The following is a 13,037-nucleotide window of genomic DNA, read 5'->3' as shown; positions in this document are numbered from 1 at the left end:
GTAGGTTGTCACATTAGCGAAAAGTGTTGTGAAGTTCGTTATCCATTCTCTCAAACTCTTGAGCTACTGAATGAATATTATCCACCGCTTGTTGAAAGGCGGAACAAAATTGTTTCGTTAACTCTAAAGCATGTTGGTTCGCTTCTTGTGCTTTAGAGTTAACAGATAGTGTTGTACGCGTCGCCCTTTTTATAGAACGATTTGTTGCACCTTGGATGGTATCCGAAGCTGCTCTCATCTGTGTAGCAATTTGTTTTGCCGTTTGAAAATTACTTTGAAATTGTCCCATCGCTCAAATCCTTTCTCTAATTTTCAGAACATGCCAAGGAAATCCCAATAAATATATGAAACTTATCTATCAATATCGCTCTTTTTAAACGCGTGCCCAGCTTAATTGAGCACGAAATCAAATGAGCCATACAATATAAGTTGCATGGCTCATTTGAAATTCTTGTTATGTAGAGTAAAACGTTTTTTATTTCAAGCCGAAATTACGTGATAATTCTTCATCATGAGAAGCAACAGCTTCTGCAGTTTTGGAAAGTTGAACATTAATCTCATGTAGTAATTGTGAGAAGTTTTCTACTTTTGGTCTTAATTCGCTAAATTGTCGATCAAAACCTTCGAAAGCACGACCTTCCCACTCACCGCGTAATTCATTTTGCAATCCTTGTAATTTACGAAGAATATCATCAATTTGTTGAGAACTTTGTCCATATAAGGCAGCCTTTGATTTTAGTTCTTCAGGGCTCATACGAATTTGTCCAGCCATTTTAATCTCCCCTTTAAAAATATAGATTGGTTAATTTTACTAACTTATTATAAGTTATTGTGAGAATCTTTTAAAGACTTTATTTTACTAAAATAAAGAAACAAAAATAGTTAAAAAAACTACTCTTTTTTTGTTTACTTTCTCTTCTTTTTCAATTCCATAATGTTCTATGTAAATAAAAGTATAATTAAAAAACGGTTCTGGTGCAAAAACTTCAGGATAATTACAATAAATCTATAAAACTTGGACATACTGATACTATTACTCTAGAAAGGGTGCGTGATCGGTATGGAAAAGGAAAATTTGTTCAAATGGAAGCACTATCAGCCTGATATTATCTTATTAACAGTAAGATGGTACCTGCGGTACAACTTAAGTTTTCGTGATTTGATGGAAATGATGGAGGAACGGGGTTTGTCTATTGCTCACACCACCATTATGCGTTGGGTGCATCAATATGGACCTGAATTAGACGAAAAAATACGACGTCATCTTAAGACAACAAATGATTCCTGGAGAGTCGATGAAACATATGTGAAAGTAAAAGGTCAATGGATGCATTTATATCGCGCAGTCAATTCAGAAGGGAATACCATTGATTTTTATCTAAGTGAATCAAGAGATAAACAAGCAGCCAAGCGCTTTTTTAAGAAAGCCTTGGCTGCTTCTCATATTTGTAAACCTCGTGTTATAACAGTAGACAAGAACCCAGCCTATCCCATAGCGATTCAAGAGTTAAAAGAAGAGAAACGTATGCCTGAAGGCATACAAATAAGGCAAGTTAAATATCTCAATAATATAGTAGAACAGGATCACCGTTTCATTAAGAAACGTGTGCGTTCTATGTTAGGATTCAAGTCGTATGAAACAGCCATTTCTATATTGAGTGGTGTTGAATTCATGCATATGTTGAAAAAGGACAACTTCACCCACAGGTGAAGTCTGCCCAAAATGAAGTTAGATTCATACATAAATTGTTTGGAATTGCATCATAAACTGTCATTGAACAGTCCATGTAGGTTCTATGTCTCTATCAAATGGTTTTTGCACCAGAACCCAGTGACCTACTCCAAATCGAAACCCAAACTATCCTAAAACAAAAACAAAAAAAGAGAAAAGAATTCAAAATCAAAGAGGGAAAAACGAAGAAAGAACGCATGATTAATCTTACTTCTATTTTTGATGAGATCTATTCCTATGCTCAAACCTTAGAAAATACCTGGTTATTCCCTTCACGAAAAGGAGATCAACCCATTAGTAAGATCCAGGCTTATCGACAATTGCAAAAAGCCGGAGATTTTGCTGGTGTAGAATCCATTGGAACCCACACTATGCGTAAAACCTTCGGCTATTGGTTCTATAAACAAACAAAAGATGTCGCTATGTTGCAAGACATACTCAATCACAGCACACCACAAATTACATTAACTTACATTGGAATTAATAAAGAAGAAAAAGACAATGTACTTGATAATTTCCATATTTAAAATCTATCAAAAAACACCATCTACATAGATGCCGTTTTTTTGAGTGCTTTTTTTGTAAATTGATATTAACCAACATAGACTTATATGCTCTATAAAACCTGCTATAATAAGTTTTTACACCCTTAGCGTACAATTTTCACTTTCGGTAATGTGACCCCTATTTGAAGAATGATTGAAATATTAAGACCAACTGATAGAGGTGTTTGTATGGAATTATTTGAGTATTATAAAAGGAAAGGAAAGTTTAAATTTTTTATTGGAATTGGTGTTTTTATTTTGGCACTATGTGCTGTATATGAAAAGTGGGGACATATTAATTGGGGACAGGTTATTTTTATTGTTATAGTTTCGTTTGTTTTTTTAGGAATTGGTTTTTTGCAATTAAGAAAAGGGAATTTATTAGAAAAAAATATTGTTAAAAATAGTATAACGCTTTGGGATACTAATACTTTTGTATTATTAGAATTACCAGAAGGTAATAAACATTTTGGATTATATACTCCTGATGGAACTTATGTAGCAGGAACAAAGCTAATTTCAACTAATATAACGACATTACCTTCTTTAAAAAATAAACAAGTTGTTGGACTGGAAGCAAGTAATGGAGAAATTCTTGCATATTTTCATAGTGAAGTTGAAAATTATGATTGGGCTATTTATGATTCAAATTATAATTGTGTAGGTATGTTTAAAGAAAATACTATACAGGGATTTGGAATGGTACGTGGTTCTTTAATGAATGAAAAAGAAATAAAACTTTCTGAGGTAGAAGTTGAATTTGATTTTTTCGAAACGTCTTTTCGTACGATAGATGATCGTATATTAATAAACTGTAAGAGAGGATATATGCCTTTGGAATGGAGTGAAAGATTTGGATTAAATGTACCTATTATTAAATTAGGTAATAATATTTCTAATGCTGAAAAGATATTTGGTTTAGGTATTCTTCTTTATATTTTAGAAACGATTAAAGTAAGAAAAAGTAGGATTTTTAATGATTAGAATTAAGTATTTATATTATAAAATTTATTGAATGTTTTATTAGGGGTCACATCACCCAAAGTGAAAGTAACTCCAAAATCAACTTTTATTATATATTTTGAAGTTTAACGTTTACTTCTTAAATTAATGAGCATGTGTTGTGCCAGAGCCAACTGGAAATGGAAACGGCAAGCGGGGTGTACCCGCTTGCCGTTTTTTCATAGCTTCGTATGTATTTGAATTCCTTTCGCTTTCTCTTCTTTACCCTTCACACGTACAATTAAATCATATGATCCGGATTTTGGTGCTTCAAAAGAAAGCAAACCTTCTTTTTGAGAAGTGACTTCTTCTTCATAAATGACCTTATCGTCTTTTGTGACTTGCAATAAAATCGTACCTTCTTCAACCGCTGCCTCATAAGGAATTTCCACATTTCCTTTTTCAGCTTTAATCGTTTGCACATCGTGATACCCTTGCAGGGAGCCAATTTTTAAAGTCGTTTCGCCATTTTTTTGAACCTTTGTGACTTTTGTTGCTGTATTGCATGCGCTTAACAATACAACAAGAGTGAGAATGAGAAATGAACGTAGCAATTTCATAAAGATTCCCCTTTGTTTTTTATCATGATAAAATTTTACCATTTCGTTAACTATTTTATCATTTTTTGATAAACTAACACACTCATCAAAATTAAAGCTTATAAAAATACATAAAGAAAAGACCTCTTTATTAAAAAAGGGCTTTTCTTTATGTATATGTGTATTAAGATTCACTCTTCAACTATTTCAAAAACACCAACAGCTTAAAAAAATCACTGTTTTTCTTCAACTTCTTTTTTAAATAATTTTTGAAACTCTAATTCTCTTTCATTAATAAAACCAAGATGTAAAACACTAGAAATATCTTCGTGATTCAAAAAGAAATTATACTCCGAAGAAATATTACCATGAGGAAAATAACAACATACATAATCCCATGTTTTTTTGTTTCAGAATCCATCTGTTTTCTTCCATAAACCATTAATGGATGATCCCAATCTTTAAACATTACAACAGAACCTATTGGAAGTAAGTCTAACTCTAAATTTTGTCCCCTCTTATTTTCCCCTTCTTAAAATAGCTTTTTTTACAATAAAATAAGTAATAGAAAATAATAAACAAGTACCAATTGTACCAAAAACTACAATTGAAATTTTACCAGCTAATGTTTCATTCGGATCTAATGCATTAGGTAAAATTGTACCGAAAATTGCAATACACGCTAATATAATCATAAGATATTTAAAATTTTTCACTTTTTTATTCATACTAATTATCTCCTTTATTCCTTAACAGCAACTTCTAAACCAAATCCCATAAACCTACACCAGGACCAAATGGTAAATGGAATTTGAATCCGCTTTTTCCAGCCTTTATATACCTCTTTCTTTCTGGTTCAAAATTATACCATGTGAAAAACTGGAAATTACTCTTTGTAAAATAAAATTAAATAAATTATATATAATACATTTAATCATTTGTTAAATGAAACTAACATAAAATATCATTATCGGAATTCAATATATCTAGAAATCTAGAAAGGTCCCTTTAGAAGATTTGAAGGGACTTTCGTTCATATAATTAGTGTTATCAAAAGTTCGACTTTTTCTAATAAAGTGAAACCTTAATCAGTGGGGCTTCATCCCCCACTAATTATTAGCTCTCACCTCACTTCTTTGCTTCCACCGAATTTTGAGGTGGGAGTATTACTGCCCCCGTAAGTGCGAGATAACGTATTTTATCTAATTTTCTACTTCAGCGAAGGAAGTTACCCAAACTTTATAAATAAAAGAATGAGGAGCAATATAATCCCAATTACTTTTCGTATTAGGTAATCATTTGATATGTTTTAAGAATATTTACAATTCCTCTTTTCTTCTATGCTATAAAGCAATGTAATAAACTTACATAATGCTACTGTTTTCACACTATCTTTCCGATAAATAAAGTACGTGGGAATAAATCTATTTTTACTTAATAACGGTGTACGAACGAGCTCTTTATGAGAATCAAACTGCTCTGCTACTTCTCGCGGGAGCATGGATACTCCAAGACCAGCTTTTACACATCCGATAATACCATCTAAAGAGTTTACCTCCATTACCTTCCTCGGAACAATTCCTTCCGACAATAACCATTCCTCCAATACCTTTCTATAAAAACAGCCAGATTGAAAAACGATAAACGACTGATCCGCCATATATTTATGATCCAGTAAAAAACTTCCCTTGGACAGTAGCATCATTTCCTCTTGAAATACTTCTATTTTTTCTAATGCTGGATCATCAATACTATTCGCTACAAATGCCCCTTCTAGTTCGTGGAGAAGTATTTTTTTCGTTAATTCTTCCGTACTATTCGTTTGTAGCATAATTTCAACTTCTGGATATTTTATATGATAGTTAGATAGAATAGATGGTAATCTAACAGCTGCTGCCGTCTCCATTGCTCCAATTTTTAACGTCCCTCCTGGCAACGTCGTATATTTAATCTCTCTTTTCGATTCATCCAATAAGTGAATCATTTTTTCAGCGTATCTCAACAATGTTTCTCCTGTAGGCGTTAACGTTACTCCATTTCGATGTCGGTAAAATAACTGTGTTTCATAATCTGCTTCTAACCTTTTTATTTTAGCTGTTATGTTCGATTGGACAAAATTAAGACGAACTGCTGCTTTTGAAATACTTTTTTCCTGCGCTACCATATAAAAAGCTACAAAGTCTTGTAAATTCATTTTTTTCGCCCTTTCATTCATATCATTATTTTTGATATTACATATTAAAAAACAGTATTTTACGCACTATGCATATTCCCCTATCATATGTATTAAAGCTGTTTCAAGAAGGGAGATTACATGAAAGAAACAAAGACATGGAAAATGATTCTGTCTGGTATCTTTGCTTTAGTAGCTGTAATGGGCATTAGTCGTTTCGCTTACACACCAATTATTTCTTTTATGGAAAAGCAAGCTCATGTAGAGGAAGACCTCGCTGGATATTTAGCCTCCAGTAACTATCTCGGTTATCTGCTTGGTGCCTTCTTTATTGGATTTATTACGTTAAAAAATCGTAAAAAAGTGTTACATCATTGTTTATTTTTTAACGTCCTTTCGACCCTTTGTATGGGCTTTACCTCTCAAATTTTCTTTTGGTTTCCTCTTCGGTTTATTGGGGGTTTTACGAGTGCTATTGTATTAGTTCTTGCCTCTAGTATTGTTCTAGATTATTTATTTCATCGGAATAAGATTGTACTAAGTGGGATGATTTATAGTGGTGTTGGCATTGGAATTATTTTTGCTGGATTATTCGCCCCTCTGTTCAACTCGCTTTGGTATTGGAAAGGATCTTGGATTGGACTCGGTCTTATTAGCTTTAGTTTAGCTATTTTTGTATGGAAATGGTTAAAAGAGGGTACTAGGCATACTGTGCAAAACTCAAAAGTTACTACAATAAATACGACTCATAGAAAAAACTATTTATTTTGGCTCATTTTAGCTTATGGATTTGAAGGATTTGGATATATCATTACTGGCACTTTTCTTGTCACCATCGTAGAAAGGATTACCCTTTCATCCTTTTATGCATCTTGTAGCTGGATTATTGTTGGTATTGCCGTTATTCCATCTAGCTATATTTGGTCAAACATTGCTCAAATATACGGAACAACACGCGCGCTCATTTCAGCTTACTTATTACAAATTATAAGCGTTCTTTCTCCCATTTTACTCCCTAATGTAATCGGTGCATTTTTAAGTGCTTTTCTGCTCGGCGCCACTTTTGTAGGTATCACAATTTTAACAACTACAGAGGCAAAAAGAATCAGACCAAATGAAAGCAATAAAATTATCGGTTATACAACAGGTATTTACGGCATTGGTCAAATTATCGGGCCAATTTTTACAGGTATTATTGCGAAACAAACGCAAAGTTTCTCCCTTCCCCTCTTTTGCGCTGCACTTACATTAGTTATTTCAATTTTACTATTATTAATAGGTGAACTAAAATGCAAACATGTCCACGCTAAGCGAACTTCTATAGATACAAATACTCCTTGAAACATTCAACATACAACGTTCTTTATCCTATTAATCCTCCTATAAAAAATACACCCGCTGACTGCGGGTGTATTTTCATAAATCATCTCGGCTAAAGTCACACTCTTTTAACGGGACAACCTTCGTCTTTTTAATAAACTTATAGCCTAACCAAAGAACAAGAAACACTGGCACACTAATATATGATACAAACATTCCATACCAATTAATCCTTACTTCAACATGAGAGAAAAGGCAATCAAGAAAGCTCTTGATTGCCCTCTACCCTAAATCAACTCTGGTAACTGTACCTTTTTCTGATAAGCTCTCCATGTAATACACCATTTTTTCGGATCATCTAGAAAATCCTGTTCATCTAATTTATGAATCGTACTATTTTGCGGAGCATTTTGAATGATTTCAGGACTTTCATATGCTTCTTGCGAAATTTGTTCAAGTGCCGCAATATACTCATCTAAATCAGCCTTAGAATAACTCTCAGTCGGTTCTAACGTAAACGGCTGAGGAACGATATATGGATGGTGACTCGTCCAATAATGTAAGCCGAAATCCGTCATTCTTCTTTGAACATCTTCTGTAGTAATACCCGTTTCATTTTCCATCTCTTCCCAACTATACCGAACTTGTTCAAGCCGCTGTCCTTTTACATAAGGTGCACTTGCACCACGAATTTTTTGTACTTTATGATACATATAATTGTTGTTTAACACAGCCGTTGTCGCCACTTCTTTTAACCCTTCTGGTCCTAGAGCACGAATCCACGCATATGCCCTTAAAATCGTTTGTGCCACCCCATGAAAAGCACGTACTTTCCCAATAGAATGTTTCAATTCATGATTTAAATAATATTTCCCCTCATCACACTCGACAATTGGTCCTGGTAAGTACTCTTTTAACTCTTTACTCACGCCAAGTGCACCTGTTGCTGGTCCACCACACATATGCGGAGCTGCAAATGTTTTGTGAAGATTAAAGAAACACATATCAAATCCTGCTTCTTTCGCTCGAGTAACCCCAAGAAGACCGTTGGCATTTGCTTGGTCGTAGTAACAAATCCCACCAGCTTCATGAACAACCCGCGTAAACTCTTTAATCTTTGAATTAAAAATCCCTGTATCTTCAGGATTCGCTACAACAAACCCTGCTGTTCTTTCCGAAACAACAGCTTTTAACTTTTCAAGATCAGGAAATCCGTCTTTATCGGGATGAAGCGTAATGATTTTAAAGCCTTTAACAGCTGCTGTAGCCGCTTGTGAAGGATGAGAAAAAATGGTTGTAATAATTTCATTCCGTTTTTCCCCTTCTCCTCGAGATTCGTGATATTTTCTTACAATGGATGCCATAGCAAATAAGGCTTGCGTACCACCACTTGGTTGAAATGAAAAATGATTCATACCAGAAATTTCTCTCATACAAAGATCCAATTTATATATAATCTCTAGCATCCCCTGAACCGTACTTTCATCTTGAAGAGGATGCAATTCCATTATTTTAGGATTTCGTACCAATAATTCATTAATTTTAGGGATATATTTCATCGTACAAGTCCCTTGCCCAATTTCAACATTAAAATCCGATCCTAACGTCTCTTGCGAAAGTCTCACATAATGCCTTAACACACGCGCTTGACCGATTTCTGGAAGCATCGCCCTTTCTTTTCTATACATAGAATGAGGAATCTTTGAAACTCCATCTCCAACTTCCTGCACAATCGCTTGATCCGCTGCCGGAACCTCTACTCCTCTTTCTCCTCGCTGGTGAAGTTCAAAAATAATTGGTTCATTCCATTTCGCTTGATGAAAGTCACGAACTTTACTGTCCCTTTTAATTTTCTTCATGAGCACATTCTCCTTTCTGTTCATTCATTTTCATTCGTCACAATTTCTTGAAGAGCGGCAATTAACTGATCCAACTCTTCCTTCGTATGAACTTCTGTAACGCAATATAAAGCGCATTGACCAAATATAGGAAACTCTTTCGAAATATCCTTTCCTCCAAATATCTGTTTTTCTAACAATCTCTTATTTATGGTTTCTACCGATAAACCGGTCTCATTAAAATCGACAAGAAATTCTTTAAAAAATGGAGAACTTAATCTTGAACCTCTCACTCCAGGGATTTTATTCAATTGCTTTACTGCATATTGACTATTTTGCATAATGGTTTGACCTAATTCATACATACCATTTGGTCCAAGTAATGATAAATAAACCCCTGCTGTAATCCCCCATAGCGCTGTTTGTGTACCAACTGATTCTTTTCCTTTTTCACGAAGCGCAAAAGATGTCCGGTCATAAGCTACATCTCCAAATCCGTACTCTCCTTCTTTGACGGTTGGTACAATTCCAAATAACCGTGAAGGATATTCATTCACAAATTTTTCTTCATCTCTCGTAGCAATAAATCCCGCTTGTCCTCCGCTATAGTTCATATGCATACCAAGCGGCTGCAAATCACCACAAACAATATCCGCTTGATAGTGACTTGGCGGTGCCAACACTCCAAGTGAAATTGGATCAACACCAACTACTACTAATGCATCATACTGCTTCGCAATTTCCGCAATTTCCATCCCTTTTGATTCAATAAACCCCAAATACGAAGGGTTTTCAAAATAAATTGCTGCTACATTAGAAGATATCTTATTCTTTAAATCTTCTAAATCTAGAAGGCCATTCTCATCGTCATAACCAACAGAAATAAATTCAAGATTTGGAGACCCATAATTTTGAATAATTTTCATTCTCTCAGGTGATACGGTTTGTGCTACTAATACCTCTGTTCTTTTTGTTATACGAGCAGCCATCCGAATCGCTGTAGCTGCTGCTTGCCCCCAATCAAATGTAGGCACATTTACAACGTCCATATCAACAAGTTCAGCGACTAAACTTTGATATTCAAATAATGCTTGAAATCTACCATGATCTTCATATGGTTCTCCAGCATATGCCGTCAGAAATTCCGATCTTTGATTCACTTCATCACAAACAGCTGGTACAAAATGTTGCCAACAACCTGCTCCTAGAAAATTTAGATATTCACTTGTACTCGTGTTCTTACACAATATCCCTTCAATATGGCGACGCAATTCGTATTCTGTAAGCGCCTTCGGTATATTCATTTCCTCTTTCAACTTTAATTCATCTGGTATACAAGCGTATAATTCCATCACGGATTCAGCGCCTATTTCTTTTAACATCTCTTCCTTTACTTCAGGTACCATATTTGGAATGTAAGGATGTACCTTTTTCGTCATCTTAATACCCCCTTATTAAATTTCATTCAATTACGCTAAGCCTCCGCCATCAACAACGAGTTCCGTTCCTGTCACCCAAGATGATAAATCACTAGCCAAAAATAAAACACCTTTTGCAATATCACGAGGCGTACCAATTCTTGATAGAGGTCGATCTATTGCTGAATCTTTCAAAAACGCCCCCTCTTCTACATTCAATTGCTTCGCCTCGTCACGTAGTAACTGCGTATCTGTATCACCTGGGCATATGCAGTTTACTCGAATATTTTGCGGTCCATGATCAATTGCCATCGCCTTCGTTAAGTTCACAACACCTGCCTTCGCAGCACAATATGCCGCTGCTTTATCGCCTCCTTTTAGCCCCCATCCGGAACCAGTGTTAATAATACTTCCACCTTTCTTTTCAGCCATAATTGGAATGATATATTTAGATAAAAGGTATACACCTTTTAATGAAACATTAATAACTGAATCCCATTCCCTTTCCTCTAATTCAACAACTGTTTTTCTTCTAATAATTCCCGCATTGTTAAACAACACATCTACACTTCCATATACCCGCTTAATATGTTCACTGATATTCTTACAATCTGAATCACTTGTTACATCGCACTTCAAAAACTCTGCTCGCTGTCCCTCATCTCGTAAACTCTGCATGGCTTGCATACCCTTTTCTTCATCAATATCTAAAAGAATAACCGTAGCCCCTACTTCAGCAAAAATCATTGCGGTCGCATACCCAATTCCTGATGCCGCTCCAGTCACAACTGCCACCTTATCCTTTAATTGAAAATAATCTCTTTCCATGAAAAAGCCCCCTTTATTTGCATCTGCTTTTTATTAAGCAAAAAGCATGCCAATCTTATTACATAGAAAACTCTTATCGTAGCAAGCAACCTTAGCACAATCATTTGACATTTTTGACAAACATTTGACACTTTTGTATTTTTCTGAATTATCATACAATAATTATATAATAGAAAGGAGGGCTAACTTGTCTACAATCACAGCAATTACAAAAATTATTCATACCTTTGCTGAACTCTTACAAATAGAAATTGCTTATTTTAACCAAGAAGGGCTATTAATTGCTTCAACGGAAGAATATAAAAAGAAAAAAGGAGAGCGTGTATACCTCCCTTTTTTCCAAAAACTATACGAACATCCCATTACCTTTGTACATAAACCAGGGCATATGAATATGTGTCATGGTTGTCATTTTCAAAAGAGCTGTCCATCAACTGCAGAAATCATACAAAATATGATTCAAAATGAACTTCACTATGGCTATCTTTCATTCGTTAGTTTTTCAAAAGATAAGCAACAGAAATTGCTCGATCAGCAAAAAGATTTTATCTATTGGATGGAAAAATTAAAAGAAATTATTACCGATATTATCCATGAAACGAATTATTCTCCTGCCAGAGTAGGGACAAAATTAAAACACACTGAATACATCCTTGGAAATAGCTATACATTACAAAACATAAAAGAAATCTTAAAAAACATGAAAAGTAGTACTTCCTCTATCGTTATTACAGGAGAAACAGGGACAGGGAAAAGCTTAATGGCAAAACTGATTCATGAACAAAGTATGTTCCAAAGGGGAGATTTTATTGAAATAAATTGCGCTAGTATTCCTGAATCTTTATTTGAGAGTGAACTCTTCGGCTATGAGGAAGGTGCATTTACGGGAGCAAGAAAAAAAGGAAAACCGGGTTACTTTGAAATGGCTGATCGAGGAACACTATTTTTAGATGAAATTGCCGATCTCCCTCTCCATTTACAACCAAAACTATTGAAAGTACTGCAAGATGGTGTTGTACAAAGAATTGGTGGAACACTTCCTAAAAAAGTGAATGTCCGAATTATCGCTGCATCAAATCAACCATTAGAAAAATTGATAGTATCTAAACAATTCCGTTCAGATCTTTACTACAGACTCAATGTGATTCCTATCCATTTACCACCACTCCGCGAACGGAAAGAAGACTTACAAAAACTTGTTCCCTTCTTAATTGAAAAATTACAAACAAGAACAGGAAAATTCATTCAAACTTATACCGATGAATTCCTAGCAAGATTAAAACAATATCACTGGCCCGGGAACATTCGTGAACTAGAGAATGTTTTAGAATATAGCATGAATATGGAGAAAAACGGTCAATTAACCGCCTCATCACTACCAGTATTTCTTCAAAACAATTCAGATTTACTACGTTCATCCACAAAACAACATGGTGCATTGCAAGAAGTTGAAAAAGAAAGTATTATTCAAAAACTTCATGATTATGGTTATGATTACGAAGGAAAAAAACAAGCCGCTGCTGCTTTAGGAGTAAGTGTGCGAACGTTATACAGGAAAATGGAGAAACTCGGGATATCTGAACCGACTAGATAATATAACTTAATTTTTTATAAAAACTACTAAACAAAAAAAGAAGCTAAC

Annotated in this window: 11 protein-coding genes and 4 pseudogenes; 5 read left to right on the top strand and 10 right to left on the bottom strand. The window is 34.7% G+C overall.

Annotated elements, in window-relative coordinates; translation table 11 throughout:
- Positions 1–13: 13 nt before the first annotated feature.
- Together AAIE21_RS23445 and AAIE21_RS23440 are read right to left on the bottom strand one after the other, a co-directional pair.
- Complete coding sequence (locus AAIE21_RS23445; protein WP_343268966.1) at positions 14–289, bottom strand: TIGR04197 family type VII secretion effector; 276 nt, start codon at positions 287–289, stop codon at positions 14–16.
- Between the two features lie 186 nt (positions 290–475).
- Positions 476–772 carry a WXG100 family type VII secretion target gene (locus tag AAIE21_RS23440; RefSeq protein ID WP_343268965.1) on the bottom strand — a complete coding sequence of 99 codons (297 nt, stop codon included), beginning with the start codon at positions 770–772 and terminating at the stop codon, positions 476–478.
- A gap of 288 nt (positions 773–1,060) precedes the next feature.
- On the opposite strand from AAIE21_RS23440, the pseudogene AAIE21_RS23435 reads away from it, so the two are divergent.
- The 3 genes and pseudogenes from AAIE21_RS23435 (at position 1,061) to AAIE21_RS23425 (ending at position 3,261) form a co-directional block, all read left to right on the top strand.
- A pseudogene (locus AAIE21_RS23435) lies at positions 1,061–1,767 on the top strand (IS6 family transposase).
- A 63-nt stretch (positions 1,768–1,830) separates the two neighbouring features.
- Positions 1,831–2,259 (top strand): annotated as a pseudogene (locus AAIE21_RS23430) (tyrosine-type recombinase/integrase); the annotation flags it as partial.
- A gap of 207 nt (positions 2,260–2,466) precedes the next feature.
- Positions 2,467–3,261 carry an ABC transporter ATP-binding protein gene (locus tag AAIE21_RS23425; protein WP_343268964.1) on the top strand — a complete coding sequence of 265 codons (795 nt, stop codon included), beginning with the start codon at positions 2,467–2,469 and terminating at the stop codon, positions 3,259–3,261.
- Between the two features lie 197 nt (positions 3,262–3,458).
- Here the strand turns inward: AAIE21_RS23425 and AAIE21_RS23420 are convergent, their stop codons facing one another.
- The 4 genes and pseudogenes from AAIE21_RS23420 to AAIE21_RS23400 form a co-directional block, all read right to left on the bottom strand.
- A complete protein-coding gene (locus AAIE21_RS23420) occupies positions 3,459–3,839 on the bottom strand; it encodes a BA_1872 family lipoprotein (protein ID WP_343268963.1) in 381 nt (126 codons plus the stop codon).
- 212 nt (positions 3,840–4,051) lie between these two features.
- Positions 4,052–4,287, bottom strand: a pseudogene (locus AAIE21_RS23415) (DUF4176 domain-containing protein).
- A gap of 49 nt (positions 4,288–4,336) precedes the next feature.
- Positions 4,337–4,546 (bottom strand): hypothetical protein, encoded by a 210-nt coding sequence (locus AAIE21_RS23410; RefSeq protein WP_343268962.1) that lies wholly within the window; start codon positions 4,544–4,546, stop codon positions 4,337–4,339.
- 581 nt (positions 4,547–5,127) lie between these two features.
- Positions 5,128–6,012 carry a LysR family transcriptional regulator gene (locus AAIE21_RS23400; protein ID WP_343268961.1) on the bottom strand — a complete coding sequence of 295 codons (885 nt, stop codon included), beginning with the start codon at positions 6,010–6,012 and terminating at the stop codon, positions 5,128–5,130.
- A 120-nt stretch (positions 6,013–6,132) separates the two neighbouring features.
- On the opposite strand from AAIE21_RS23400, the gene AAIE21_RS23395 reads away from it, so the two are divergent.
- Entirely contained in the window at positions 6,133–7,332 is a 1,200-nt protein-coding gene (locus AAIE21_RS23395; RefSeq protein ID WP_343268960.1) for a YbfB/YjiJ family MFS transporter, read from the top strand.
- Between the two features lie 75 nt (positions 7,333–7,407).
- Here AAIE21_RS23395 and AAIE21_RS23390 read toward each other — a convergent pair.
- From AAIE21_RS23390 to AAIE21_RS23375, 4 genes and pseudogenes are all read right to left on the bottom strand, one after another.
- A pseudogene (locus AAIE21_RS23390) lies at positions 7,408–7,542 on the bottom strand (amino acid permease); the annotation flags it as partial.
- Positions 7,543–7,598: 56 nt separating this feature from the next.
- Complete coding sequence (gene gcvPB / locus AAIE21_RS23385) at positions 7,599–9,170, bottom strand: aminomethyl-transferring glycine dehydrogenase subunit GcvPB (protein WP_343268959.1); 1,572 nt, start codon at positions 9,168–9,170, stop codon at positions 7,599–7,601.
- Positions 9,171–9,190: 20 nt separating this feature from the next.
- Positions 9,191–10,588, bottom strand: a complete 1,398-nt coding sequence (gene gcvPA, locus AAIE21_RS23380) for an aminomethyl-transferring glycine dehydrogenase subunit GcvPA (RefSeq protein ID WP_343268958.1) — start codon at positions 10,586–10,588, stop codon at positions 9,191–9,193.
- 30 nt (positions 10,589–10,618) lie between these two features.
- Complete coding sequence (locus AAIE21_RS23375) at positions 10,619–11,395, bottom strand: SDR family NAD(P)-dependent oxidoreductase (RefSeq protein ID WP_343268957.1); 777 nt, start codon at positions 11,393–11,395, stop codon at positions 10,619–10,621.
- Positions 11,396–11,582: 187 nt separating this feature from the next.
- Here AAIE21_RS23375 and AAIE21_RS23370 point away from each other — a divergent pair, with 187 nt between their 5' ends.
- Positions 11,583–12,989, top strand: a complete 1,407-nt coding sequence (locus AAIE21_RS23370; protein ID WP_343268956.1) for a sigma-54 interaction domain-containing protein — start codon at positions 11,583–11,585, stop codon at positions 12,987–12,989.
- Positions 12,990–13,037 lie beyond the last annotated feature (48 nt).

The sequence above is a fragment of the Paenibacillus sp. 102 genome, from assembly GCF_039549175.1.
Classification (GTDB): domain Bacteria; phylum Bacillota; class Bacilli; order Bacillales; family Bacillaceae_G; genus Bacillus_A.
Note: the sequence above shows the minus strand (reverse complement) of the source record. Positions and strands in the feature narration are given on the sequence as shown.